The sequence below is a fragment of the Collinsella sp. TF06-26 genome, assembly GCF_002232035.1.
Lineage (GTDB): Bacteria > Actinomycetota > Coriobacteriia > Coriobacteriales > Coriobacteriaceae > Collinsella.
In genome coordinates this window covers 77,116-102,075 of sequence record NZ_NKXR01000004.1, presented here as the reverse complement: position 1 = coordinate 102,075, position 24,960 = coordinate 77,116, and the positions used below count along the sequence as shown (strand labels likewise).

At 60.0% G+C, this 24,960-nt stretch carries 22 protein-coding genes and 5 tRNA genes; 17 read left to right on the top strand and 10 right to left on the bottom strand.

Annotation, left to right across the window (positions count from 1 at the left end):
* The first annotated feature begins 3 nt into the window (after positions 1–3).
* The 14 genes from cysS to rplA all read left to right on the top strand — a co-directional run bounded on the left by cysS (position 4) and on the right by rplA (position 8,689).
* Positions 4–1,470, top strand: a complete 1,467-nt coding sequence (gene cysS / locus CHY22_RS03940; protein ID WP_089572522.1) for a cysteine--tRNA ligase — start codon at positions 4–6, stop codon at positions 1,468–1,470.
* Positions 1,471–1,613: 143 nt separating this feature from the next.
* On the top strand, positions 1,614–2,534 hold the full coding sequence (gene rlmB, locus CHY22_RS03935) for a 23S rRNA (guanosine(2251)-2'-O)-methyltransferase RlmB (RefSeq protein WP_089572521.1): 921 nt from the start codon (positions 1,614–1,616) through the stop codon (positions 2,532–2,534).
* A 3-nt stretch (positions 2,535–2,537) separates the two neighbouring features.
* Positions 2,538–3,215: an NYN domain-containing protein gene (locus CHY22_RS03930; RefSeq protein ID WP_055309418.1), complete on the top strand. Its 678-nt coding sequence runs from the start codon at positions 2,538–2,540 to the stop codon at positions 3,213–3,215.
* A 223-nt stretch (positions 3,216–3,438) separates the two neighbouring features.
* Positions 3,439–3,513: transfer RNA gene (locus CHY22_RS03925), tRNA-Thr, on the top strand.
* Positions 3,514–4,307: 794 nt separating this feature from the next.
* Positions 4,308–4,389 (top strand) — tRNA-Tyr (locus CHY22_RS03920).
* A 10-nt stretch (positions 4,390–4,399) separates the two neighbouring features.
* A tRNA-Thr gene (locus CHY22_RS03915) sits at positions 4,400–4,475 on the top strand.
* A gap of 3 nt (positions 4,476–4,478) precedes the next feature.
* Positions 4,479–4,555: transfer RNA gene (locus CHY22_RS03910), tRNA-Met, on the top strand.
* Positions 4,556–4,651: 96 nt separating this feature from the next.
* Positions 4,652–5,842 carry an elongation factor Tu gene (tuf, locus tag CHY22_RS03905; protein WP_089572520.1) on the top strand — a complete coding sequence of 397 codons (1,191 nt, stop codon included), beginning with the start codon at positions 4,652–4,654 and terminating at the stop codon, positions 5,840–5,842.
* Positions 5,843–6,121: 279 nt separating this feature from the next.
* Positions 6,122–6,271: a 50S ribosomal protein L33 gene (gene rpmG / locus CHY22_RS03900; RefSeq protein ID WP_022093895.1), complete on the top strand. Its 150-nt coding sequence runs from the start codon at positions 6,122–6,124 to the stop codon at positions 6,269–6,271.
* A 13-nt stretch (positions 6,272–6,284) separates the two neighbouring features.
* Positions 6,285–6,360 (top strand) — tRNA-Trp (locus CHY22_RS03895).
* Positions 6,361–6,436: 76 nt separating this feature from the next.
* Entirely contained in the window at positions 6,437–6,775 is a 339-nt protein-coding gene (gene secE, locus CHY22_RS03890) for a preprotein translocase subunit SecE (RefSeq protein WP_089572519.1), read from the top strand.
* Between the two features lie 3 nt (positions 6,776–6,778).
* Positions 6,779–7,315, top strand: a complete 537-nt coding sequence (nusG, locus tag CHY22_RS03885; RefSeq protein WP_006234984.1) for a transcription termination/antitermination protein NusG — start codon at positions 6,779–6,781, stop codon at positions 7,313–7,315.
* Between the two features lie 120 nt (positions 7,316–7,435).
* On the top strand, positions 7,436–7,864 hold the full coding sequence (rplK, locus tag CHY22_RS03880) for a 50S ribosomal protein L11 (RefSeq protein ID WP_022093893.1): 429 nt from the start codon (positions 7,436–7,438) through the stop codon (positions 7,862–7,864).
* A 117-nt stretch (positions 7,865–7,981) separates the two neighbouring features.
* The gene (gene rplA, locus CHY22_RS03875) at positions 7,982–8,689 is read left to right on the top strand and encodes a 50S ribosomal protein L1 (RefSeq protein WP_089572518.1); all 708 of its coding nucleotides are present in this window, start codon (positions 7,982–7,984) and stop codon (positions 8,687–8,689) included.
* A gap of 123 nt (positions 8,690–8,812) precedes the next feature.
* Here the strand turns inward: rplA and CHY22_RS03870 are convergent, their stop codons facing one another.
* From CHY22_RS03870 to CHY22_RS03825, 10 genes are all read right to left on the bottom strand, one after another.
* A complete protein-coding gene (locus tag CHY22_RS03870) occupies positions 8,813–9,523 on the bottom strand; it encodes a metallophosphoesterase (RefSeq protein WP_089572517.1) in 711 nt (236 codons plus the stop codon).
* Positions 9,520–11,436 carry a BMP family ABC transporter substrate-binding protein gene (locus CHY22_RS03865; protein ID WP_089572516.1) on the bottom strand — a complete coding sequence of 639 codons (1,917 nt, stop codon included), beginning with the start codon at positions 11,434–11,436 and terminating at the stop codon, positions 9,520–9,522. Before CHY22_RS03865 ends, CHY22_RS03870 begins: the two co-directional genes overlap by 4 nt.
* A 94-nt stretch (positions 11,437–11,530) precedes the next feature.
* Positions 11,531–12,298, bottom strand: coding sequence for a mechanosensitive ion channel domain-containing protein (locus CHY22_RS03860; protein ID WP_089572515.1), 768 nt, complete (start codon positions 12,296–12,298; stop codon positions 11,531–11,533).
* Between the two features lie 128 nt (positions 12,299–12,426).
* Entirely contained in the window at positions 12,427–14,457 is a 2,031-nt protein-coding gene (locus tag CHY22_RS03855; RefSeq protein ID WP_089572514.1) for a 5'-nucleotidase C-terminal domain-containing protein, read from the bottom strand.
* Positions 14,458–14,615: 158 nt separating this feature from the next.
* A complete protein-coding gene (locus CHY22_RS03850) occupies positions 14,616–15,410 on the bottom strand; it encodes an ABC transporter ATP-binding protein (protein WP_089572513.1) in 795 nt (264 codons plus the stop codon).
* Complete coding sequence (locus tag CHY22_RS03845) at positions 15,403–16,326, bottom strand: ABC transporter permease (protein ID WP_089572512.1); 924 nt, start codon at positions 16,324–16,326, stop codon at positions 15,403–15,405. Before CHY22_RS03845 ends, CHY22_RS03850 begins: the two co-directional genes overlap by 8 nt.
* A 204-nt stretch (positions 16,327–16,530) precedes the next feature.
* Positions 16,531–17,511 (bottom strand): ABC transporter substrate-binding protein, encoded by a 981-nt coding sequence (locus tag CHY22_RS03840; protein ID WP_089572511.1) that lies wholly within the window; start codon positions 17,509–17,511, stop codon positions 16,531–16,533.
* A gap of 160 nt (positions 17,512–17,671) precedes the next feature.
* Complete coding sequence (locus tag CHY22_RS03835; RefSeq protein WP_089572510.1) at positions 17,672–18,457, bottom strand: hypothetical protein; 786 nt, start codon at positions 18,455–18,457, stop codon at positions 17,672–17,674.
* 249 nt (positions 18,458–18,706) lie between these two features.
* On the bottom strand, positions 18,707–20,110 hold the full coding sequence (gene asnS, locus CHY22_RS03830; protein ID WP_089572552.1) for an asparagine--tRNA ligase: 1,404 nt from the start codon (positions 20,108–20,110) through the stop codon (positions 18,707–18,709).
* A gap of 180 nt (positions 20,111–20,290) precedes the next feature.
* Entirely contained in the window at positions 20,291–20,854 is a 564-nt protein-coding gene (locus CHY22_RS03825; RefSeq protein WP_089572509.1) for a PTS glucose transporter subunit IIA, read from the bottom strand.
* 246 nt (positions 20,855–21,100) lie between these two features.
* Here CHY22_RS03825 and CHY22_RS03820 point away from each other — a divergent pair, with 246 nt between their 5' ends.
* The 3 genes from CHY22_RS03820 (at position 21,101) to feoB (ending at position 24,850) form a co-directional block, all read left to right on the top strand.
* Positions 21,101–22,000 (top strand): alpha/beta hydrolase, encoded by a 900-nt coding sequence (locus tag CHY22_RS03820; protein ID WP_089572508.1) that lies wholly within the window; start codon positions 21,101–21,103, stop codon positions 21,998–22,000.
* A gap of 47 nt (positions 22,001–22,047) precedes the next feature.
* The gene (locus tag CHY22_RS03815) at positions 22,048–22,368 is read left to right on the top strand and encodes a hypothetical protein (protein WP_089572507.1); all 321 of its coding nucleotides are present in this window, start codon (positions 22,048–22,050) and stop codon (positions 22,366–22,368) included.
* A 121-nt stretch (positions 22,369–22,489) separates the two neighbouring features.
* Entirely contained in the window at positions 22,490–24,850 is a 2,361-nt protein-coding gene (feoB, locus tag CHY22_RS03810) for a ferrous iron transport protein B (protein WP_089572506.1), read from the top strand.
* Positions 24,851–24,960: the final 110 nt, after the last annotated feature.

The window sequence follows — 24,960 nt, the reverse complement described above, 5'->3', positions numbered from 1 at the left end:
CGAATGCGTATCTACAACAGCGCTACCCATAAAAAGGAAGAGTTCCAGCCCATCGAGTCCGGCAAGGTCCGCATGTACGTGTGTGGCCCCACGGTCTACGACAACATCCACATCGGCAATGCCCGCACGTTCATCAGCTTTGACGTGATTCGTCGCTGGCTCATCGCGAGCGGCTACGAGGTCACGTTCGCCCAGAACCTCACCGATGTCGATGACAAGATCATCAAGCGCGCCAACGAGCAGGGCCGCACGGCCGCCGAGGTCGCGACGGAGTTCTCCGACAAGTTCATCGGCGTCATGCGTGCCGCCAACGTGCTCGATCCCGATGTGCGCCCCCGCGCCACCAAGGAGATCGGCCCCATGATCGCTATGATCAAGACGCTTATCGAGCAGGGCCATGCCTACGCCGCCGATAACGGCGACGTGTACTTTGCCGTGCGCAGCGATCCCAACTATGGTCAGGTTTCGGGCCGCAACATCGACGATCTGATGGTTGGCGCGCGCATCGAGGAGAACGAGGACAAGAACGACCCGCTCGACTTTGCCCTGTGGAAGGCCGCCAAGCCCGGCGAGCCCAGCTGGCCGAGCCCCTGGGGCGAAGGCCGTCCCGGTTGGCACACCGAGTGCGCCGCCATGGTGCATCGCTACCTGGGCACCCCGATCGACATCCACGGCGGCGGCTCCGACCTTGCCTTCCCGCATCACGAGAACGAGTGTGCCCAGGCCACCTGCGCCTGGCACCAGGGTTTCTCCAACACCTGGATGCACACGGGCATGCTGCTGGTAGACGGCGAGAAGATGTCCAAGTCGCTCGGAAACTTCTTTACGCTGGCCGAGGTGCTCGAACAGCACTCTGCTGCGGCCCTGCGCCTGCTGATGCTGCAGACGAGCTATCGCTCGCCGCTCGACTTTTCTTGGGAGCGCCTGGAGGGTGCCGAGAACTCGCTTACGCGTATCGCCGGTACGGTCGAGAACCTGCGCTGGGCCGCGAACCATGCGGCGGCCGATGCCGATGAGGCAGCATCTGAGGCGTTTGCCGCCAAGGCCGCCGAGACCCGTGCCGCCTTTAAGGAGTGCATGGACGACGACTTTAACACTGCCGGTGCCATGGGTGCTGTCTTTGGCTTTGTGACCGAGTGCAACCAGTACCTGGAGCAGGCGGGCGATGCTGCCGACAAGGCCGCTGCGCTTGCTGCTGCCGATACGCTGGTCGAGCTGCTCGATACGTTTGGCGTCGAGCTCCCCGAGCCCAAGGTCGAGTTGCCGCTGGGCCTGCTGGGCGTTGCCGCCGGCCTGGTCGCCTACACGGGTGACGACGTGGACGAGGCCGCTGCCAAGATTCTCGAGGCCCGTGCCGAGGCCCGTGCCGCCAAGAACTGGGATCTGGCCGACGCCATCCGCGACCAGCTCAAGGACCTCGGGCTGACGATTGAAGATACGGCCGCGGGTACTCGTATTAAGAGTCTCTAGTATTTGTCGACCGTTCGAGGTGCGGCAGATTGCCTTGAAAGAGGAGGGCATAGACCTGGTGGTCATGCCCAACGATTGAAAGGCAAGGTGCCGTGGCTCGGACGGTCGATTCTTGTTCGTTATCTATTTAAGGAGGCCGTTTTATGGCCGACAATCGCAAACGTGCACCGCGTGGAGGCAAGCAGGCTGCTTCTGGCTCGCGTCCGATTCGCCGCAACGACCGCGCTGCCACTCCCAAGGGCCAGCGCGAGCGCTCCCAAGCCCAGGCTGCGCGTTCGCAGCGAGATCGCAACCGTGACAACGTTCAGGTTCCCAAGGGCGAGTTTATCGAAGGTCGTCGTGCTGCCGCCGAGGCACTGCGTACCGGCTTTCCCGTCAAGTGCGCGCTCATCGCCGAGGGCGGGGAGCGCGATGCCGCCTTGTCGCGTCTGGTCGACGACCTCAACGCCGCGGACGTCCGCATTAAGTATGTGCCGCGCACGCAGCTCGATGCGCTGTCGAGCCATGGCGCTCACCAGGGCATTGCGCTCGAGGTGGGCAATTTCCCCTATGCTGATGTCGCCGATATCCTCGATCGCGCGGGTGAAGGACCGGCGCTCGTCGTCGTGCTCGACCATGTGACCGACGATGGCAATTTTGGTGCGATCGTGCGCTCTGCCGAGGTCGTGGGCGCAGCGGGCGTCATCATTGCCAACAAGCGCGCCGCCGGTGTGACCGTGGGCAGCTACAAAACCTCCGCTGGTGCCGTCATGCACCTGCCCATCGCGCAGGTTCCCAATATCGCCCGAGCGCTTGACGACCTCAAGGCCGCCAGCTTTTGGGTGGGCGGTGCTTCCGAGCACGCCGAGGGCAGTTGCTGGGATGCTCCCTTCGAGGGCCGCGTTGCGCTCGTCATGGGCTCCGAGGGCGACGGCATCTCGCGCCTGGTGCTCGAGAAATGCGACTTTTTGACCAAGCTTCCCCAGCGCGGCATGACCGAGAGTCTCAATGTGGCCCAGGCGACCACCGCGCTGTGCTTTGAGTGGCTGCGCCGCAATGCCGGCGAGCTCATGGGGGAGGAGTAGCGCATGTCCAAGAAGAACCGCGCCAAGTCCAAGGCCAAGCGCTTTGGCGAAGGCTCGGCCAAGCCGATTGTTTCGGCCGCGACCTATGGCGTGGGCGGCAATGCGTTTGCGCAGGCCATCGCCGACCCGGTCTCGACGGTGCACTCCAATAAGCCCGAGCTGCTGGTGGTCGACGGCTACAACGTGATCCACTGCACGCCGCGCTACGAAAAGCTCGTCTACGACCATTCCGACGATCCATATTCCAGCGACGTCCACGATATGGCTCGTACTGCGCTTATCAACGATGTCGCGGCGTTTGCCCAGGGCCGTTACGAGGCCGTGATCGTGTTCGACGGCGCGGGCAACATCTCCAACGAGCGCCCCAACCTACCGGCTCGCGGCGTGCGCATCGAGTTCTCGCCGACGGGCGTCTCTGCCGATACCGTGGTGCAGAAGCTCTGCATCGAGGCACGCGAGGAAGGCCGCGCGTGCTCCGTGGTATCGAGTGACGGCACGATCCAGGCCGTCGTCATGGGCAAGGGCGTCACGCGCATCTCGAGCCGCATGCTGGTGGACGAGATCAAACAGATCGATAACGACGTTCACGAGGCAGAGGAAGCTCCGCAGATCAAGATGACTCTGGGCAGTCGCCTGAGCCCCGATGCCCTGGCCAAGCTCAAGGCCCTCCGCGGGAGGTAGGGGAGTATCTGTAGAGACCCGTTTCCCAATTGGCCGGCCCGTTGATTTGTAATCAACGGACTGTGGGTTGCCGTCGCCAAAACGAATAGTTTTTGGTTTTGGCGAACGGATAAAACTATTCGTTCTGACGAATAGTTTTGAGATATGGTCGGTCGAAGGGTCTGTTGCGCCTCGTCCGCAATTCCTTTATTCTTAACTGGCTTCGCGCGAAAGCGCCAAGTGTGCCAGTGTGGCGCAACGGTAGCGCAACTGATTTGTAATCAGTGGGTTGCAGGTTCGATTCCTGTCACTGGCTCCATGAGAGTTTCGGGCCCTGTCCCCCCGAGGGACAGGGCCCGTTTCTATTTATGTCGATAAGTCAGCGTGTTTGGCGCCAACCAAGCTTCAGGTTTGTCTTGATCCGTAACACGAGTGGGCTGAAGACCCTCCTTATAGTTACAGATCGAGACATTGCCAAGGGACGGCCGATAACATCTCGATCTGTAACACGAAGAGGCTGAAAGCCGTTCTTGCTGTTATAGATTTAGATAAACAGACAAGCCGCCAGGGAAACATCTCGATCTGTAACAGATAGAGGAGGAATAACCCTCTTACTGTTACAGATCGAGACAGAAGCCAGGGTGAGGTTGGTCATCGTCATCGAGCGAGGATTTTCGGACACACGAGAGTGGAAAATCTCCCGCCTGGAGAATGAGCGTGGATAATCTGCCACTTTGGCCTCAGAAACACGCCAAAAGTGGGAGATTATCCACGCTCGATGTCAAACGGGAGAAAATCCACGCTCGATTGTGCCGGTGAAGCCCGATCACGACCTATGTAATAAGCGCAAGGGATCCGTTATCGAGGGTCGAGACTGCAGACATACTCCATTACGCCAAAGTGTTCCCTTGGGAAATGACGCCGGCATTGCCAAATTCATCACTCCACATAATCAAACTCAATAAAACCGCAGGTCACGGCTATATAGATACGCCCGGAACCGTGTATCTAGAGGTTTTCGTTGACAGCCCCCAAGGTTGCATCGTATTATCTTTTTCGTTCGCGGGGGCGGCGGTCCAAAAGACCAAAGGACCTGCGGATACTTGAACGATTGGGAGTTTGCCCGAGTGGTTAATGGGGACGGGCTGTAAACCCGTTGGCTCTGCCTACATAGGTTCGAATCCTATAGCTCCCACCCGTCAAGTGCCTGTATAGCTCAGTCGGTAGAGCACTTCGTTGGTAACGAAGAGGTCACCAGTTCAAGTCTGGTTGCAGGCTCCATCCGGCGGTGTAGCTCAGTTGGTTAGAGCACACGGTTCATACCCGTGGCGTCACTGGTTCGAATCCAGTCACCGCTACCATAGGTAACACGGTGGCTTCTCAATAATATGTTGAGAGGCCACTATGGTATAAAGGCAAAGTCCCGTCCGGGGACGACCTGTTAAGAGGAGGGCTTTATGGCCAAAGAGAAGTTTGAGCGCACTAAGCCGCATGTTAACATCGGCACCATTGGTCACGTCGATCACGGCAAGACCACGCTGACCGCTGCCATCACCAAGGTTCTCTCCGAGACCGAGGGCTGCAAGGCTGACTTCACTGCGTTCGAGAACATCGACAAGGCTCCCGAGGAGCGCGAGCGCGGCATTACGATCTCCGTCTCCCACGTCGAGTACGAGACCGCTTCCCGTCACTACGCTCACGTTGACTGCCCGGGCCACGCTGACTACGTCAAGAACATGATCTCCGGCGCTGCTCAGATGGACGGCGCTATCCTGGTCATCGCTGCTACCGACGGCCCCATGGCTCAGACTCGCGAGCACATCCTGCTCGCCCGTCAGGTCGGCGTTCCCTACATCGTCGTCTTCCTGAACAAGTGCGACATGGTCGACGATGACGAGCTTATCGACCTCGTCGAGATGGAGACCCGTGAGCTCCTCTCCGAGTACGATTTCCCCGGCGACGACATCCCCGTCATCCGTGGTTCCGCTCTGGGCGCTCTCGAGGGTGACGCCAAGTGGATGGACGCTATCCGCGAGCTCATGAACGCCGTCGACGAGTACATCCCGACGCCTGCTCGTAACAACGACCTTCCGTTCCTGATGGCCGTTGAGGACGTTATGACCATCTCCGGCCGTGGTACCGTTGCTACCGGCCGTGTCGAGCGCGGTGAGCTCAAGCTCAACGAGCCCGTCGAGATCGTCGGCATCAAGGATACCCAGAACACCGTCGTTACCGGTATCGAGATGTTCCGTAAGTCCATGGACTTCTGCGAGGCTGGCGACAACGTCGGTCTGCTGCTCCGCGGCATCAAGCGCGAGGACATCGAGCGCGGCCAGGTTCTCTGCAAGCCCGGTTCGGTTACCCCGCACACCAAGTTCACCGGTGAGATCTACGTTCTGACCAAGGAGGAGGGCGGCCGTCATACCCCGTTCTTCGATGGTTATCGTCCTCAGTTCTACTTCCGTACCACCGACGTTACCGGTACGGTCAAGCTCCCCGAGGGCACCGAGATGGCTATGCCTGGTGACCACATCACCATCGAGGGCGACCTCATCCACCCGATCGCCATGGAGGAGGGCCTGCGCTTCGCTATCCGCGAGGGTGGCCACACCGTCGGTTCGGGCATCGTCTCCACGATCATTGAGTAAATTAGCTCTTTGATATAGCTGACTTAGAGAACCCGGCACTTATTTGGGTGCCGGGTTCTTTTCTGCAATGGATATTGAGCCGTTGCTGGTGTCGAGAGGATCGATAATGGTCCTGGATGCACCGTCGATTAGATCTCGATGGCTTCATTGATGTGTTCCAAATATGAATGGATCCACCGAGAACCAATTGACTCGAGGTTTTCATTGACAGCACTTACGTGGAGCTGATAAAGTAACAACTCGTGCCCGTACGGGGCGGAAATGAAAGGTTCAGGATACATGCGTACTCTAGTTACTCTTGCGTGCACTGAGTGCAAGCGCCGCAACTATACGACCACCAAGAACAAGTCGACCATGCCTGATCGTATGGAGATCAAGAAGTATTGCCCCTGGTGCCGTCACCACACGCTGCACAAAGAGACTCGCTAGTCTTTAGTCATATACGCCAGTAGTTCAATTGGTAGAGCATCGGTCTCCAAAACCGAGTGTTGAGGGTTCGAGTCCTTCCTGGCGTGCCAGTCATTATTCCGTAAGCTCCCACTTGGGGGCTTACGGTTTACTCATGTATAAGCGCATTGCGCGGAGGTAACCCAAATGGCCAACAAGAAGAACAAGAAGAAGGCACAGCAGCAGGCGCCTGCCAACAACGCTGCCGCCAACTCCAAGGTTGAGGCCAAGAAGGCCGTTGCCAAGAAGAGCGAGAAGGCTGCGAAGTCTAAGAAGAACGAGAAGCCTGGTTTCTTCGCCCGCACCAAGAAGTATTTCGCTTCGGTGAAGTCCGAGATGAAGCGTGTGACGTGGCCCGATAAGAAGGAGCTCGTGAACTACTCGGTCGTCGTTTGCGCTTCTCTGATCGTCGTCGGCGTCGTCATCGCTCTGCTCGATGCTGGCTTTGGCGAGGCTCTTGCTCTGTTCTCTGGATTGAGGGGCTAAACCATGTCTAAGCGTTGGTACGTCGTTCACACTTACTCTGGATACGAGAACCGCGTTAAGTCCGATCTCGAGCATCGCATCGAGACTATGGGCATGCAGGACCGTATCTTTGATATCGAGATTCCTATGGAGCGCGTCACCGAGATTAAAGAGGGTGGCAAGCGTGAGACCAAGGATTCCAAGATCTTCCCGGGTTATGTCCTGGTCCGCATGGAGATGGATGACGATGCTTGGACGTGCGTTCGTAACACGCCTGGCGTCACCGGTTTCCTGGGCGGCAACGGCAAGCCCGCTCCGCTTTCCCGCGACGAGTACAACAAGATGACTCGTCGTCCCGGTAAGGGCGATTCGCCCAAGCGCACCTCGGTTGATATTCAGGTCGGCACGTCCGTCCGCGTCACCGATGGCCCGCTTACCGACTTTGATGGCAAGGTCTCCGAGGTTAACACCGAGGCTGGCAAGCTCAAGGTCACGCTGATGATCTTTGGCCGCGAGACGCCGGTCGAGCTCGACTTTAACCAGGTCGCTGTCATCGCTTAAGTTTTCGTCCGTTCGCGCGAGCGTGCTTCTTCTGTGACTGCTCATCTCAGGAGTGCTTCTAACACGTGCGTGCTTACGATATAGCAAGTACTTCACACTCGTGATTCGAAAGGAATGACCATGGCTGAGAAGAAGGTTGCCAACGTCATTAAGCTCCAGATTCCTGCTGGTGCAGCTAACCCCGCTCCTCCCGTCGGCCCCGCCCTGGGCGCTGCTGGCGTGAACATCATGCAGTTCTGCCAGGCCTTTAACGCCGAGACGCAGGACAAGAAGGGCGACATCATCCCCGTTGAGATCTCTGTCTACGAGGACAAGTCCTTCTCCTTCATCACCAAGACCCCGCCGGCGGCTCACCTCATCAAGAAGGAGCTGAACCTCAAGTCTGGTTCCGCTAAGCCTCAGGCCGACAAGGTTGGTCAGCTCTCTCAGGAGCAGCTCACCAAGATCGCCGAGATCAAGATGCCGGACCTCAATGCCAACGACATTGACGCCGCCAAGAAGATCATCGCCGGTACCGCCCGTTCCATGGGCGTCACCATCGCTGAGTAGCGATTTCTTTAGGTAATGACGGGTGCTCCGACCGGGGCGACCGTTATATGTGTGCAATAGGGCACACGATACGATGTGGGAGGGCTCACGCCCGTTTAACCACAGGAGGTAATGCACATGGCTAAGCATGGTAAGAGCTATAACGCCGCTGCCGAGAAGATCGACCGCGCCACGCTCTACACCCCCCTTCAGGCTGCCAAGCTCATTAAGGAGCTCGACACCGCCAAGTTCGACGAGACCGTCGAGGCCCACTTCCGTCTGGGCATCGATACTCGTAAGGCTGACCAGAACATCCGTGGTTCCATCTCCCTGCCCCACGGCACCGGCAAGACCGTTCGTGTTGCTGTCTTCGCCGAGGGCGAGAAGGCCCGCGAGGCCGAGGCTGCCGGCGCCGACATCATCGGTTCCGACGAGCTCGTCGCCCAGATCCAGAAGGGCGAGATCAACTTCGACGCTGCTATCGCTACGCCGAACATGATGGCCAAGGTTGGCCGCATTGGTAAGATCCTCGGTCCCCGTGGCCTCATGCCGAACCCCAAGCTCGGCACCGTGACCATGGACGTCGCCAAGATGGTCTCCGAGCTCAAGGCTGGCCGCGTTGAGTACCGCGCCGACCGCTACGGCATCTGCCACGTGCCCCTGGGCAAGAAGTCCTTCTCTGAGCAGCAGCTCGTCGAGAACTACGCTGCCCTGTACACCGAGATCCTGCGCGTCAAGCCCTCTTCTGCTAAGGGCAAGTACGTCAAGTCCATCTCCGTGTCTTCCACCATGGGCCCTGGCGTCAAGGTCGATCCCGCTATCCAGCGCGACTTCCTGGCTGAGTAACTAACAGTTACTGCCTGAGCAAAGCAAGCATTGCTAAAGAGACCCGGTTCTGCCTCGTGCAGGACCGGGTCTCTTGCTATCGCGTCAAAACCACCTCAAAGGGGACAGGCACCTTCGTGTTGGTCACCAGGGTGTTCTGGCTGTTGAGGACTCGATGGCCTCGTGGCGTTTGAGCTCGCGGCGCATGGTTTGCGAGTTGAGCCAGGCTGCCTGCCAGCCACGGATGGGGTAGCGCGCTTCGTCCAGCTCAAACTGCGTATAGCCGCAGGCGTTGATGATCGTCGTTCCACACACATGCTGCCGCTCGCGCTGAAAATTGTTACCGTAGCTTCGATGTACATGCCCATGCACCATGTAGTCGGCCCCCCAGGACTCAAGCGCCGTGTTAAAGCACTCAAACCCTCGATGCGGCAGATCGTCCAGATCACCCATGCCGGCGGCGGGTGCATGGGTAAGCAGAATGTCGCACCCGCCGACCATCCTAACCTTACGCGACAGCTTGCGCATGCGCTTGGACATCTCGCGTTCGGTGTACATGTTGGCGCCGTCGCGATAACGCATGGACCCGCCAAGGCCCGCAATGCGAATCCCTCGGTACGTGTACACGCTGTCTTCCACGCAGATACATCCGCCCGGTGCATGACGTGCGTAGCGGTCGTCGTGATTGCCGCGCACGTAGATGAGCGGTTTGTTGATGACGGTGACCAAAAACTCAAGATAGTCCGGGTCCAGATCGCCGGCAGACAGAATCAGGTCGACACCCTCAAAGCGCTCCTTGCGAAAGCACTCCCAAAGGCATCGTTCTTCGGTATCTGCTATGGCAAGGATCTTCATAGGGCGGTAACTCCCGGCTCATCGTCGAGCTGCGGAATGGTGCCTACCACGTTGTCCGCCAGCCAATTCATCTCGACAATCTGCGCGCTCGGCAGTGGGGGAAAGCCCTCGATCTGCACCACGCCGTCTTGGCTATGAAGCTCGCCGCCAAATGGATTGATGGAGCCCTCGACGATGCCATTGCGGAGCAGCTGCACCAGTTTGCGCGTCTGATAGGGCAGGCCCGGAGCGTAGCGAATGTCGATGACGCCTGAGCTCATGCCATACCAGTAGTTGACGGCGCGAACCTGGCTGTCGTCACTGGTCTCATCCCAGGTGCCATGCAGCAGGCTTCGCACGATAAGCTCGTAGTATCGGCCCCAGTTCCAGACCGGCATGGCGATGCCGACGACCTTGCCATCGACCAGGCGGTGGAGTCCGTAGGCCGTAGGGTCTACGAGCGACTTTGACATGTCAGCGCCGGTCATGACGCTCACGCCTTCGCGGCACATGGCCTCGGCAAGGCCTCCGGCGGGCACATCGCCCCAGGTCAGGATAATTTGCGCGCGGGGGTCGAGCAGCGAGGCGCCAATCGCAAAGGCGTTGATCTCGCTAAGCGCGCCCGACGCAAAGACCGACGCGTGGTAGCCAATGCGATGGTTGTCCGCCATGCTGGCCGCAAGGGCGCCCAGCAGAAACTTTGCCTCGTACATCTTTCCAAAATACGAGCGCACGCTTTGGTGGGGAAGGCCGATGGAGCAGTTGAGGAACCGAACCTGGGAATACTCAACGGCCGCCCTGAGCGTGTATTCCATCAGGCGATGCGAGGTCGAGAAGATGACGTTGTCTCCATGTTTGACAGCCGTTTCCACGGCGGCGTAGAACACGTCCGGATCGTGGCAGTCCTCAAACGCCTCGGTGCGCACGATGCCGCCAAAGTGCTCGTCAAGATATTGGCGCCCTTGATCATGCAGGCTGTCCCAGCTCGATGTCGCACAGGGGAACTCATGGATAAAGGCGATGCGCAGGGGGTTGGCCGCCGAGTAGACGGTCTTGCCCATAAAGAAGTTGAGCACGCCGGAGGTGGACTTGGCGGGCGCCTCTTCCTCATCGACGCTCGGCGCTTCGACAAGATCGACCTTGTCCTCGTCATTTTTGCCGGCAATGACCAGCTCGCGCCAAATCTTGCACAGGCGGTTTACGACGATGTCCGTCGGCGTATCCAGTAGACGGTCTTGGTTGTACACATTGAGGTAGTCGAGCATGGCGTCGGCGGGCGTAATGTCCAGATGGTCGCCGCCGGCGCGCAGGTAGGCGCGTTTAAAGAGTAGGAAGGTGTGGCGCAGGTAATCGACCTTTTTCTGTGGCCACTTTTCGACAAGGTCCTGGCCGAGCATCTTGGCGAGCGTCTCGTAGCTTCCCTCGCGCGAGAACTCGATCTCGTATAGGGGGCAGACGCGCCAAAACGCGCAGAACTCGCCGTACAGGCGACTTTCGACGGAATCCCATGTGCCGGGGTAGAGACGGGTGACCTTGGCCGAAACCGTCGGGGCGTCCAGGAATTTGAGGACGCTGACGCGCTTGTTGCCCTCCTGGACGTAGAACCGATGCATGAACTCGGTGACGATGATGGGGTCGCGATAGCCCTCGGTCACCTGGATGTCATAGAGGTTGGACCACTTGCGGGCGAACTCGGTGCTAAATGGCAACAGGGGCATAAAGTTGCACGAAAAGGCAGACTGACGGCCCTTGGTAACCGTGCCGACGACCATTTCGAGCGGAATGTCCCTTAGGCCGACGCTCTCTCGCTGACCTAAGGGGAGCTGGGCAACGAGGCTATCGAGGTCCGTAAGGTACGGGTGCTCGCTTTGGCTGATGGCGCGACGGCGTCCCTGCTCGCCGCGCTTGCGTGCTTGACGATAGGCCTCTTCCATGGTGTCTACTCCCTTAGTCGTTTAAACAACGATATGAATCATGGTACCACGATGCGAAACCACCACAAAGGTGCCTGTCCCCTTTGCGGTGGTTTTAGGCGATGATGGGGGCGATGGCGCGGATGCAAGCGTCGGCTGCCGTGAAAGTGGTGCTGTCGTCGCTGACGATAAAGATGATTTTGCCCTTGACGCCAAAGTCGCCGATCTCGCTAAAGAGCACGTACGGCTCCTTGTCAAAGCCAGAGATGGGAAGCACCGCGGCCTTGGTGGCGTCGGTAAGCTCATCTGCCAGCGCGTCCAACGAGGCCCACTTGGACGTGTCCTTTACGGCAACGGGCACGGCAACGCGCCCAAAGGGCATGAGGTGCACGAGCGTGTTCTTGGAGATATTTGAGTTGGGGACGATGATGGTCTGCCCGCAGGCGTCCTCGATGGTCGTATGGCGCCAGGTGATATCTTGGACCACGCCCGTCACGCCGCCGACCTCGATATTGTCGCCGGGTTTGATGATGCCCATAAAGGTCACCTGCATGCCACCGATAAGGTTTGACAGCGTGTCCTGAAAGCCGAGCGAGATGGCGATGCCGCCGACGCCAAGAGCGGCGACGAGGGCGTTTGCATTAATGCCAAAGCAGTTGTCGAGGATAAAGCTGCCGCCGATCATCCAAATGACGGCGCGCGCGATGTTGATGAAGATGCTTGATGAAGGGAGTGGGTTATCGTCGCGGTTGAGCAGGTGGTACAGGGTCTTGGACGCGACCTTGGCGGCAACGGCGGTGCCGATGGCCAAGATACCTGCCCAGATGATGTTGTGGACCCATCGTTGTGCAAAGAAATGAAGAATCGGCTCAAACAATTCCATGTAGAGAAACCTCCTAATGATCGTCCAACCATGATACCCATCAAGAAGCCCGTCCGATCAAATTCGGACGGGCTTCTGTGCTCGATATAAGGTTTACGCGGCGGGGCTGCAAGGCCCGGCGGTGTAGCTTAGCGTCGACGCTTCCAGATAATGCCGAGAATGATGACGATGATGCCGCCGATAAGGCACGTGCCAACTACTGCCAGCGTGCGGTCTCCCGTTGCGGCGAGCTTGCCGGTCGTCTTCTTGGTGATGACCTTCGTGGTCGTCGTGTCCGTCTTAGGCGAGGGCTTAGGCGTCGGGGCCGGTGTGGGCGTGGGGTCCACGGCTGCGGAGCCGAAGCTGATGGTGCCGGCGAGTCCGGCCATCTTGCTCTCCCAGCCGTTTTGCCCAATCAGCGCCCTCAGCGCCGCCTCACACGTGCCCCACTCGGTGCGCTTGGTGGCGTGTGCGAAGGTGGGGAAGTCGGTCGTGTTGGTAATGATGTAGTTGTTGGTGGCGACGGTATAGGTCTTGGTGGGATCGAGCGTGCTGCCGTCCTTGGCGAGTGTGGCACTCACAATGCGCTTGCCTTCGGGCTGCGTCCAATCAATCGTCACGTTGATGCCGCCAAAGGAGAGAACGCTGCCGGAGTCATCGCGCCACTTGTACTTGTCTTGCGCTTCCTGCTCGGTATGGCCGGCTGCCACGTAGGCTTGCTGAAGCTCATAACTGTGATTGCACTCGTCGCTGATCTGCAGCGAGTGCTCGAGCGCTGCGAGGAAGTCCGCACCGGTCATGGTCCAGGTCTCCACGGTGTTGCCGTAGGGCGAGATAGCGATGACGTTGCCGGCGGTCACATCGCCCGCAGCGATGCCGCCGCGGATGCCGCCCGCGTTCTCGATGGCAAGGTCCGCGCCCGTCAGGTCAAGATAGGAGCCGCAGATCACATGTCCGATGGTCTGGGCCTTGGTGGTGTCGCCCTCCTTGCTGGGGCGGAAATCGGTGGTGCGCACCATCTCCCAGCCGTGCGTGCCAGATGCGTTCTCGCCGTAGAAATAATTGGTAGAGCTCGTGCCGAGCACCTCGCTCGATGCGGCGCTAAAGGCATCGTCGAGCGGCTTGATCTTGTTGTTGTGGACCTCATCAAGGATGCTCTGATAAGTGGAGCCCTTGTTGGGGTCGGTCAAAAGAACGTTTACGTCCTTGGCGGTATAGAGCTTCTCGTCGCTTTTGCCTGCGTATACCGCCACCGTGTCATCGTCGGTCGTCTCGGTGCCATTCGTGTCGTACTTGTACGGAATGGAAAGCAGCCCCACCTCGGCAAAGGCGCTGCCTGCCTCGACGACGCGGACCGACTTGCCGTCAGCCCCCGTCACGTTTTCGTCTAAGTTGATGTGCTCGTGGCCCGCGACCAGTGCATCGACCCCAACGAGCTTTGCAGCAAAGGTCTTGGCGTTGAGCGTGTGCGCGATACAGACGACAACGTTGCAGCCCTCTGTCTCGCGCAGTCGCTTGGCCTCGGCATTGATGGCGTTCGCGGCACTCGAGAACGACGTACCCGCGACCAGGTCCGCGCGCAGCGAGGATTCCAGCGACTCATCCATGGCACCCACGACGCCGACCTTGATTTTGTAGTCGAATGTGGAGTGATCTTCGCTATCCTCCCAGGTGCGATCGAGCGTCTTGGTGATACTCGAGCTCCATACGCCGCTCGTAGACTTCGCGTTCGCGCAGAGCATGGCGAAGGGCGTGCCGGTGGGGCTGTAGCCGGTCATGGTGCGGAGCTTGTCCGCGCCGTAGCTCCAGTCGTGGTTGCCCGGCGTGGTCGCGTCGTAGCCGTCTGCATAGAAGGTGTCCATGAGCTCGGCGATGCTCTTGCCCTCGCTCATGGTGGCAAAGGACTGCCCGTGGAAGGTATCGCCCGCATCGAGCAAAAGATCGGGGGCGCTGCTTTGGGCGCTATAGAGAACCGCCAGTCCGTCAAAGCCCACAGCGCCGGTGCCCTTGCTTGCGTTGTAGCTGTACTTGTAGCTGCCGTGGATATCGTTGGTGTGCATGACGGCCACGGAGCCGTCAATAGCGGCGGGCAGGTTCCCCGCGAAAGCGAGGCTTGGGATGCCTGCGAGCGAGCCGGCAAACAACGCGGCGGCTAACGCAAGGCGGGGGAGTCTTTTCATGGCAGTTTCCTTAGTCCTTAGCCAGAAAGTCTGGTTGAATATCGGATTATCGACATAATATGCGAAAACCGCCGCAAGGGCGTCTGTCCCTTTGCGGCGGTTTTGACGTTTGTGCAGATAAAACCTGCCAAAATAAACCTGTCCCTTTTTGGCAGGTTTTAGCTCAGCAGCATGCGGTCGTTGGCGAGCTCGCCGCCCGAGACCTCCTCAAACTTCTGCAGCAGGTCGGCCACGGTGAGCGACTTCTTTTCGTCGCCTGCCACGTCGTAGATCACATGGCCCTCGTGCATCATGATCAGACGGTTGCCCAGACGGATGGCGTCGTTCATGTTGTGCGTGACCATGAGCGTGGTCAGGCGGTTCTCGTCGACGATCTCCTCGGTCAGGTTGAGCACCTTAGAGGCCGTCTTGGGGTCGAGGGCCGCGGTGTGCTCGTCGAGCAGCAGCAGGCGTGGCTTGGTGAGCGTGGCCATCAGCAGGGTGAGTGCCTGGCGCTGGCCGCCTGAGAGCAGGCCGACCTTGGCGTTGAGGCGCGTGTCCAGACCGAGGTCCAGGCGCTTGAGCAGCTCAACGTACTCGTCCTTCTCGGCCTTGGTGACGCCCCACGAAAGACCGCGACGCTGGCCGCGGCGCTTGGCGAGGGCCAGGTTTTCGGCAATTTGCATGTCGGCTGCGGTGCCGCGCATGGGGTCCTGGAACACACGGCCCAGGTACTTGGCGCGCTGCGACTCGCTCAGACGCGAGATGTCGGTGCCGTCGAGCTCAATAACACCCGAATCAAGCGGATACACGCCGGCGATCATATTGAGCAGCGTGGACTTGCCGGCGCCGTTGCCGCCAATCACGGTTACAAAGTCGCCATCGTTGAGGGTGAGGTCAACGCCGGTGAGCGCGCGCTTCTCGGTGACGGTGCCCTTGTTAAAGGTCTTCTTGACGTGCGAGAGCTTAAGCATCTGCCTCATCTCCCTTCGTGTAGGAGCTGCGGAGCTTATAGCGCTCCCAAACCACGGGCACGCACAGGGCCACGGCGACAATCACGGCGGAGAGCAGCTTCATGTCGTTGGCGTCCATGCCCAGCTGCAGCACGATGGCGCGGATAAGGAAGTACACCACGGAGCCAAAGACGGCGGAGGCAAGACGGACGCTAAACTGCGTGAGGCCGCCGGGCAGCAGGCGACCGAGCACCTCGCCGATGACGATGGCGGCAAGACCGATAACGATGGCGCCGGTGCCCATGCCAATGTCGGCATACTTCTGGCTCTGGCAGATGAGCGCACCCGAAAGGCCAATGAGGGCGTTGGAGAGCACGAGGGCGATCATTTTGGTGGAGTTGGTGTTGACGCCTAGGGCGCGGATCATGTACTCGTTGTTGCCGGTGGCACGCAGCGCCGAGCCGATCTCGGTGCCAAAGAACCAGTACAGGATGGCGACGATGACCACGGCCAGCACAATGCCTAGGATAATGACAACAGTGGACTGCGGCAGGCCCGTCATGTTGCTGACGGATGAGAAGATAGTGCCCTTGGCAAGGATGGGCGTGTTGGACTTGCCCATGATGCGCAGGTTGATGGACCACAGACTGATCTGCGTAAGGATTCCGGCGAGGATTGCGGGAATCTCAAAGACGGTGGTCAAGATGCCCGTGACGGCGCCCGCGATGGCGCCGGCGCACATGCCGGCCAGCACGGCGAGCAAGGGGTCGACGTTATTGTTGACGATGAGTACGGCGCAGACACAGCCGCCGAGGGCAAAGCTGCCGTCGCAGGTCATATCGGGGATGTCGAGCAGGCGGAACGTGATAAACACGCCAAGCACCATAATGCCCCAGAGGACGCCCTGCGAAACGGCGCCCTGCAATGCAATGAGCATGCTTCATACCTCCTAGGATAGGGTGGACACGTGATTTTTCATAATAGCGGTACCAATGCATAAAAGAGCTGCGGACGGATGTTTTGTCTCATCCGAAACAAGCAGGGCGAACGCCGGTCTTTAGCGTTCGCCCCAAGGACTCAGATATTGAATAACGCGGCTGTGGCGCGCGTGCGGGCCCTAGACGCGTTACCGCGCATGGCGCTACTCGTCCAGAGCGGAAAGGTCGATGCCCAGGGCCTCGGCCGTCTCGTCGTTCTTGACGACGACCAGGTCCTTGCTCGAGAGGTGCTTGATCGGCATGTCTTCGGGCTTGGCCTCGCCCTTCAGGATCTTAACGGCCATCTCGCCCGCGGCGTAGCCCAGGTCCTTATAGTTGATGGAGAGGGTGAACAGGCCGCCGGCCATGCACATACCCTCCTCGCCGGTCACGAAGGGGAGCTTATTCTCCTTGCAGATCTGGCCCACCTGCGAGGCACCCGCGGCAATCGTGTTGTCGGTGGGGGAGTACAGCGCGTCGACCTTGCCCACGGCGGACTCGACGACGGACTGAATCTCGTTGGAGCTCGAGACGGTGAAATCGGTGTACTCGAGGCCCAGCTTGTCGAGTTCCTTCTTGGCGGCCTTGATCTGGACGTCGGAGTTGGACTCAGCGGTGCAGTAGAGCAAGCCGACCTTCTTAACGTCGGGCAGGACCTTCTGCATCATCTCGAGCTGCTCGGCGACCGGGGTGAGGTCGGAGGCGCCCGTGACGTTGGTGCCGGGCTTGTCGTTGTCCTGGACCAGGCCGGAGGCGGCGTAGTCGGTGATGGCGCAGCCCACGATGGGGATATCGGCCGTGGCACCGGCGGCAGCCTGCGCGGCGGGCGTGGCGATGGCATAAATCAGGTTGACGTTGTCGCCCACAAACTTGTCGGCAATGGACTTACACGTGGACTGGTCGTTCTGGGCGTTCTTCTGGTCGATCTTGACCTTAAGGCCGCTCTCCTTGATGGCCTTGACAAAGCCGTCGTTGGCGGCATCGAGTGCGGAGTGCTCGGTGAGTTGCAGAACGCCGATGGTGTAGTCGGAACCGGCGGCAGCAGAGTCGGAACCAGAGTTGCCGCCGCATCCGGCGAGCGGGGCGAGCGCGAGCAGACCGGCGGAGACCAGAAGGCTCCTGCGGCTGATGGTGATGTCCTTCATATCATTACCCCCAGTATAAAAATGGCTGGAAACACTGCACTGGGACAAAGTGCAAGTGGAACTATAGTAGCGCTGATGTCCATTTTTACAACAGCCTGGCGGGTTTTTTAATACAGAATCGGATGGGCGGTACGGGTAGTCGAATGGGCGGCGGAGGGTCTTATGCGGCGGAGGAGGCATCGTCCTCGTCCAGGACGGCGAAGAGCTTCTTGCCGTCGAGGAGACGTGTGGTGACGTTTCTCATGCGGCCGATCTCAACGGTACGCAGCGTGTCGTCGGCGCCTCGCGCGTCATAGACCGTTCCCAGCAAATACGAGATGCCGTCTCGTTGCTTGATGGCAAAGGGCCGGAGTGTCATCCGCGCCACTTCGACCTCTCCGCGTGCCGTGACACTCGAAATATCAAAACTCACCGTGGTTCCGTGGTCGATGGCCTGCTCGATGAGCTCGCAGGCATCGATGCGCTTGACGGGCGTGCGTGTGGCCTTGGTGGATTTGTCGCCTGCGCTTGGAGCAGGCTCGGGTGCATCGAGGTAGCCGCGAACGTCGGCACTCGCCATGGCGACCAGGTGCTGCGCTATGCTCTTTCGAATGGCGATGGGCGTGGAGCGGTTGCGCATGACCATGCCGTGGAGCCGGATGATCTCTTCGTCGGTGAGCGGACGGGTCAAGAGTCGATAGCCCACGCCGCGCTTGTACTCAATTTCGTATCCGGCATGGCGAAGTGCGGAGATGGCGGTGTAGATGCTGCGCCGCGCCGCCGAGATGGGCATGCGGGCGGGGTCGTCGGGATGGGCGAGACGCCGGATCAACTCATCGGAAAGCATGGCCTTGTCCTCGCCGGTGTTTTCGCTTAATAGTTGCAGGATGCGAACGGCGCGATAGGCTGCCATCGAGGCGGCGCCCCTCGTCGTGGTCTCGTAAGTTTCAACAGCGGTTTCGGTCATGGCGTCCACGTCCTTTCCGTTTTGGGTGGCGACGGTATGGAGCCTAGGGCGCGGGGCTTTCCCAGGGGTGCAGGACGCTCCGGGCGGTCGGTAGTCGTCGGCAAGCGGCGGGTCGAGTTTTCAACAGCCCTGCCCAACTGACCAAAATCTTGCCAAAAGCTTGACGGATACTGTTGAAAAAAGCGCCCCTCGGCTTGCCGAGAGGCGCTGGCGTGATGCGCTGGAACGCGTTTGGTGGCGCTGTGGCGATTAGAAGTCGGCGTTGCCCACGGTGCGCGGGTGCGGCAGGACGTCGCGGATGTTGCCCACGCCGGTCAGATACATGACCAAGCGCTCGAAGCCCAAGCCGTAGCCGGCGTGCTTGCAGGAACCGTAGCGGCGCAGGTCAAGGTAGTACTTGTACTGCTCGGGATTCATGCCCAGGTCCTTGATGCGGGCCTCGAGCAGATCCAGGCGCTCCTCGCGCTGGGAGCCGCCGATAATCTCGCCGATACCCGGCACCAGGCAGTCGGCGGCGGCGACGGTCTTGCCGTCCTCGTTCATGCGCATGTAGAACGCCTTGATCTCGGCCGGGTAGTCGGTTACGAAGGTCGGGCGCTTAAAGTGCTCCTCGGTCAGGAAACGCTCGTGCTCGGTTTGCAGGTCGATGCCCCAGCTCACGGGATAGTCAAACTTGTGACCGGCGGCGACGGCCTGCTCCAGGATTTCGACGGCCTCGGTGTAGGTAACGCGGGCAAAGTCGGAGTTTGCCACGTGGTCTAGGCGCTCGAGCAGACCCTTGTCCACAAACTTGTTGAGCATATTGAGCTCGTCGGGGCAGGTGGCCATAACGTCCTTAAGGACGTACTTGAGCATGGCCTCGGCGTTATCCATGTAGTCGTTCAGGTCGGCAAAGGCCATCTCGGGCTCGATCATCCAAAACTCGGCGGCGTGGCGCGTGGTGTTGGAGTTTTCGGCGCGGAAGGTGGGGCCAAAGGTGTACACGTCGCCAAAGGCCATGGCAAAGTTCTCGGCATTGAGCTGGCCGGACACGGTAAGGCTCGCGTGCTTGCCAAAGAAGTCCTGGCTCCAGTCGACCTCGCCGGACTCGGTGAGGGGCGGATTTTTGGGGTCGAGCGTGGTCACGCGGAACATCTCGCCGGCGCCCTCGCAGTCACTCGTGGTGATGATGGGGGTGTTGACGTAGACAAAGCCCTGCTCCTGGAAGAAGCGGTGGATGGCGGCAGCCGCGACAGAACGGATGCGGAACACGGCGCGGAACAGGTTGGTGCGCGGGCGCAGGTGCTGCTGGGTGCGCAGGAACTCGACGGTTGCGCGCTTCTTCTGCAGCGGGTAATCCGGGGCGCTGACGCCCTCGACCTCGATGGAGGTGGCAGAAAGCTCGAAGGGCTGGGGCGCATCGGGGGTCAGCTTGACGGTGCCGGTGCAAATGAGTGCGGCCGAGACGTTTTGATGGGCGATCTCGTCGTAGTTGTCGAGTGCCTCGCGGTTCATGACGACCTGCAGGTCGCGGAAGCAGCTGCCGTCGTTGAGCGTAACAAAGCCAAAGTTCTTCATGTCGCGGATGGACTTGACCCAGCCGGCGACGGTGACGGTCTGGCCGCCAAGCGACTCGGCATCGGCGTAAAGCTGCGCGATTTTGGTGCGGTTCACGTATCCTCCCATAACGGTTGAATGATAGTTATCCATATAGTTCGATATTCTAGCAGCTCGGCTCATTTGGGCTATACAGATAAGGCATTGGCGGGATGGTTTTTCAAACGAAAAGCGCCCACGGCAAATGCTCGTGGGCGCTTTTCGTGTTGCCTTTTGGCTGTGTGGCGCGGGGCCTGGCTACTTGGTCTTGGCTACCAGCAGCGGGTCGCCCAGCTTGACGAGCGGGTTGCCGCCGATAAGCGTTCCGGACTCGCCGACATGGTCGATGCTCTTAAGACGATCGAGCTCGGAGATGATGACGGTCACGATGTCCTCGTGGCCGGCGGCCTTGATGGCCTCGCGATCGAAGCTGATGAGCGGCTGGCCGGCCTTGACCGTGTCACCCATCTCGACAAAGCGGGCAAAACCCTTGCCGTTCATTTCCACGGTGCCCAGGCCAACATGGATGAACACGCGAAGACCGTCCTCGGTGATCATGCCGATGGAGTGGTTGGTGACGGTGGTGGCGCCGATACGGCCGTTAGCGGGGGCGTAAATGGTGCCGGTAATGGGCTCGATGCCGTAGCCCTGGCCGAGCATGCCCGAGGCGATGGTCTCGTCGGGAACCTCACTCAGATTGACGAGCACGCCGTTGACAGGAGCGTAGATGACGCCTTCGCGGGTGGCGAAGCTTGCTGCGGGCGGAACGGACGCCTCGCCCGACGAAGTGAACGTGGACTTGAGCGAATCGAGCAGACCCATAGATGCCTCCAACGTATCAGGCGCGCATGTTGCACGCGTGTGGTTTGCCGGAAACGTTTCGTACGTGTTTCCCAGCACGGTCAGCGCTCCTATTTTACGCTGTCCAACGATACCTCTGAACAGCGATTTTGTGATATATCAGTTGAAGGCCAACTTATTGCGGGGGTGTTTCTGCGCCGCGGGCTCAAGTGGGGTACGCTAAGGTGCGAAAAACGAGTGCGCACGAATCGCACGGAGGGAGCACCTATGATTATTGAGAACCATGCGCTGTGGGGCGAGGAGCCTACCGAGGATTATCCGGCGACGTTTACGTATCTGGGTGCCGAGCCGCTGCCCGACAAGCCCAATGGCCGCCGCCCCGCGGTGATCATCTGCGGCGGAGGCGGGTTTACGCATATCGCTCCGCACGAGCAGGACCCGGTGGCGTTTGCGTTTTTGGACCGCGGCTACCAGGCCTTTGTGCTCAACTATGTGACGAGCGCCACGGGCGACGTGAGCTTTCCGCACCCGCAGGCGGACCTCGCCAAGATGGTCGCTACCGTGCGCGCCAACGCCGACGAGTGGCATGTCGATCCCAAGCGCGTGTGCATCGTGGGTTTCTCGGCGGGCGGCATGATCTGCGCCTCGTTGGCAACGCAGTGGAAGACCGGACCTTTCGCGGGCCTTGCCGGGGCTCGTCCGGAGGATATTCGTCCCGACGCCGTGGTGCTGGGCTATCCGTTGCTCGACCTTGACTATGTGCGCGATATGCAGACGCGCGACCCGCGCATCGACCTGCGCGTGCCCAAGACGGGTGGCAAGACGGGGCGCGATTTGCTCAACGACTATCTGTCGATGGTGACGGGCGGCGAGGCGACCGATGAGCACCCGGCCGACATTTGCCCTACCACGCACGTTTCGCGCCAGATGCCCCCGACCTTTGTGTGGGGCGTTTCGGACGACAAGACGGCGCCGATTGCGCAGGTCTATCCGTTTGCGCAGCGCATGGCCGAGGAAGGGGTCGCATGCGAGATGCACGTCTTTGACCAGGGTGGCCACGGCCTTTCGCTCGGCAACGCCAATACCGCGATCGACAACGAGGACAAGCAAGTGGCAGTCCGTCCTTGGATCCGCCTGGCCTTCCGCTTCCTGGAGCGCCATATGTAAAAGTAGACTACTTGCCCGTTTCAAAAAGTCTGCTTAGAGGAGGAGCCATGCTTGAGGGTACGTATGTGGTTTTGGCCCAGACGCCGGTGGGGAGCAAACGCGGCGAGGTGACGTTTTCACATGGGGTGAACGGCGCGCTTAGGGCAGTACTAAACGTCAGGGGTCTCAATATCGCTCTCTCGGGTGCCCGCGCTGAGGGCGATTTCTTTGAGTTCTCGGGCACTATCTCCCACGTCTTGATGGGCAAGGCGCCCTTTACATGCACGGGGTCGGTTGAGGGTGATCGACTCACTGCTACCGCGCGGTCGGGTTCCATTTCGATCTCGCTGAGCGGTATGCGTAAAGAGCTTTCGGGGCGCACCGCATAAAGTTTGCGCAGGTAAACATCGGTATTTGACTTTATATAATAGTTCAGAGCGCTATCATTTGTCGTTACGAGTTGGTTAGCCCCGGTAAACGGTTAACCGCGTCTAACGAAAGGATGAGCGCGTGAAGCTCGATACACTCGAGATTGGAAAGGACGCCGTTGTCGCATCGGTGGCATCGGACGATCAGGCACTCCGACAGCATATTTTGGACATGGGCCTAACGCCGGGCACCGAAGTCACCATGATGAAGTATGCCCCCATGGGTGATCCGCTCGAGATTCGCCTGCGCGGCTACGAGTTGACGCTGCGCAAGGACGATGCCGCACGCATTGAGCTCGTGGATGTGCACGACACCGATACCGGCCCGCGCGTTAACGCCGCAATCGGCACGACGGATCACCCGGCCCTGGGCGAAGGGACGTATTCGCCCCGTGCGGCAAAGACGGCCGTGCCCGAGGGCGCGCCGCTGCACTTTGCCCTCGCCGGCAACCAAAACTGCGGCAAGACCACGTTATTCAACCAGCTGACGGGCTCCAACCAGCATGTCGGTAACTTTCCCGGCGTGACGGTCGACCGCAAGGACGGCACTATCCGTAACCACCCCGAGGCGAGCGTTACCGACCTGCCTGGCATCTATTCGCTGTCGCCGTACACGGGCGAAGAGATCGTCAGCCGCCAATTCATCTTGGACGAAACCCCCGACGCTATCATCGACATCATCGACGCCACCAACATCGAGCGCAATCTGTACCTGACGCTGCAGCTTATGGAGCTCGATCGCCCCATGGTCATCGCGCTCAACATGATGGACGAGGTGACGGCCAACGGCGGCGCCGTGGACGTCAACCTGCTCGAGAGCCTGTTGGGCGTGCCTGTTGTCCCCATTAGCGCCGCCCGCAACGAGGGCATCGGTGAGCTGGTGGAACACGCTCTGCACGTGGCGCGGTTCCGCGAGCGTCCCGGTCGCCTGGACTTCTGCGCGCCCGATGGCCCGGACGGCGGCGCGCTGCATCGCTGCATCCACGGCATCGCCAACCTTATCGAGGACCATGCCGCGACGGCGCATATTCCGGTGCGTTTTGCGGCGACCAAGCTGGTTGAGGGCGACGAGCTGGTAACCGAGTCGCTTCACCTGGATCGCAACGAACTCGACGCCATCGAGCACATCATTACCCAGATGGAGGGCGAGGCCGGCACCGATCGCCTGTCCGCGCTGGCCGATATGCGCTTTAGCTTTATCGGCGACGTGTGCGGGCGTTGCGTCGTCAAGCCGCACGAGAGCCGCGAGCACGTGCGCTCCGTCAAGATCGACCGCATCCTGACGGGTCGCTATACGGCCATCCCGGCGTTCCTGGTGATCATGGGCCTCGTCTTTTGGCTGACGTTTGGCGTGATCGGCGCGGCGTTGCAGGGACTCATGGAGGACGGCATCGCTGCCATCATCGCCTCGGCCGATGCGGGCCTCAAGGCGTTCGGCACCAACGACGTAGTGCGCTCGCTGGCTGTCGACGGCGTGCTTACGGGTGTGGGCAGCGTGCTGACCTTCCTGCCGATTATCGTCGTGCTTTTCTTGTTCCTCTCCATTCTGGAAGACTCCGGCTACATGGCGCGCGTTGCCTTTGTCATGGATAAGGTGCTGCGTCGCTTTGGCCTGTCGGGCCGCAGCTTCGTGCCCATGCTCGTCGGTTTTGGCTGCACCGTGCCGGCTATCATGTCGACCCGCACGCTGCCGTCCGAGCACGACCGCAAGATGACGGTTATGCTCACGCCGTTCATGAGCTGCTCGGCCAAGTTGCCGGTCTACGGTCTGCTGTGCGGGGCGTTTTTCCCGCAGGCGACGGTACCCGCCATGGTCTCGCTCTATCTGATTGGCATTGCGGTCGGTTGCATCGCGGCTTTGGTGCTCAATCGAACGGCGTTTAAGGGCGACCCGGTACCGTTTATCATGGAGCTTCCCAACTATCGCCTGCCGAGCGTCAAGACGACGGTGATGCTGGCATGGGATAAGGCCAAGGACTTTATCACCAAGGCCTTTACCATTATCTTTGCCGCTACGGTGGTCATCTGGTTCCTTCAGACGTTCGACATTCGCTTTAATGTGGTCGCCGATCAGTCGCAAAGCTTGCTTGCCGGTCTGGGTAGCATCATCGCTCCGCTGCTGGCGCCGCTCGGCTTTGGCGACTGGCGCGCCTCGACGGCACTCGTCACGGGACTTATCGCCAAGGAGAGCGTCATCTCGACCCTCACGGTGCTTTTGGGCGCGACGTCGCCCGCGGCACTGTCGACTATGTTTTCGCCGTTTACTGCCTACGTGTTTCTGGTCTTTACGCTGCTGTACCCGCCCTGCGTGGCGTCCATCGGCGCCGTCAAGAGCGAGTTGGGCGCGCGCTATGCCGTTGCCGTGTTCGCGTTTCAGGTGACGGTCGCCTGGATCGTGGCGTTTGTCGTGCATTCGGCGGGCATATTGCTGGGGCTGGCTTAGTTATTTATTGATGGCGCAACCTCTGTGTATTGAGTTGATTACGGCCCCGCATCTGTTGCTGACGGATGCAGGGCCGTTGCTATATAATCGCCCACCGCTCAAGACAATCG

Bases quoted from the DNA above. Each gene is read 5' to 3' on its own strand.
- cysS (WP_089572522.1), top strand. From the start codon at position 4: ATGCGTATCTACAACAGCGCTACCCATAAAAAGGAAGAGTTCCAGCCC.
- rlmB (WP_089572521.1), top strand. From the start codon at position 1,614: ATGGCCGACAATCGCAAACGTGCACCGCGTGGAGGCAAGCAGGCTGCT.
- CHY22_RS03930 (WP_055309418.1), top strand. From the start codon at position 2,538: ATGTCCAAGAAGAACCGCGCCAAGTCCAAGGCCAAGCGCTTTGGCGAA.
- tuf (WP_089572520.1), top strand. From the start codon at position 4,652: ATGGCCAAAGAGAAGTTTGAGCGCACTAAGCCGCATGTTAACATCGGC.
- rpmG (WP_022093895.1), top strand. From the start codon at position 6,122: ATGCGTACTCTAGTTACTCTTGCGTGCACTGAGTGCAAGCGCCGCAAC.
- secE (WP_089572519.1), top strand. From the start codon at position 6,437: ATGGCCAACAAGAAGAACAAGAAGAAGGCACAGCAGCAGGCGCCTGCC.
- nusG (WP_006234984.1), top strand. From the start codon at position 6,779: ATGTCTAAGCGTTGGTACGTCGTTCACACTTACTCTGGATACGAGAAC.
- rplK (WP_022093893.1), top strand. From the start codon at position 7,436: ATGGCTGAGAAGAAGGTTGCCAACGTCATTAAGCTCCAGATTCCTGCT.
- rplA (WP_089572518.1), top strand. From the start codon at position 7,982: ATGGCTAAGCATGGTAAGAGCTATAACGCCGCTGCCGAGAAGATCGAC.
- CHY22_RS03870 (WP_089572517.1), bottom strand. From the start codon at position 9,523: ATGAAGATCCTTGCCATAGCAGATACCGAAGAACGATGCCTTTGGGAG.
- CHY22_RS03865 (WP_089572516.1), bottom strand. From the start codon at position 11,436: ATGGAAGAGGCCTATCGTCAAGCACGCAAGCGCGGCGAGCAGGGACGC.
- CHY22_RS03860 (WP_089572515.1), bottom strand. From the start codon at position 12,298: ATGGAATTGTTTGAGCCGATTCTTCATTTCTTTGCACAACGATGGGTC.
- CHY22_RS03855 (WP_089572514.1), bottom strand. From the start codon at position 14,457: ATGAAAAGACTCCCCCGCCTTGCGTTAGCCGCCGCGTTGTTTGCCGGC.
- CHY22_RS03850 (WP_089572513.1), bottom strand. From the start codon at position 15,410: ATGCTTAAGCTCTCGCACGTCAAGAAGACCTTTAACAAGGGCACCGTC.
- CHY22_RS03845 (WP_089572512.1), bottom strand. From the start codon at position 16,326: ATGCTCATTGCATTGCAGGGCGCCGTTTCGCAGGGCGTCCTCTGGGGC.
- CHY22_RS03840 (WP_089572511.1), bottom strand. From the start codon at position 17,511: ATGAAGGACATCACCATCAGCCGCAGGAGCCTTCTGGTCTCCGCCGGT.
- CHY22_RS03835 (WP_089572510.1), bottom strand. From the start codon at position 18,457: ATGACCGAAACCGCTGTTGAAACTTACGAGACCACGACGAGGGGCGCC.
- CHY22_RS03825 (WP_089572509.1), bottom strand. From the start codon at position 20,854: ATGGGTCTGCTCGATTCGCTCAAGTCCACGTTCACTTCGTCGGGCGAG.
- CHY22_RS03820 (WP_089572508.1), top strand. From the start codon at position 21,101: ATGATTATTGAGAACCATGCGCTGTGGGGCGAGGAGCCTACCGAGGAT.
- CHY22_RS03815 (WP_089572507.1), top strand. From the start codon at position 22,048: ATGCTTGAGGGTACGTATGTGGTTTTGGCCCAGACGCCGGTGGGGAGC.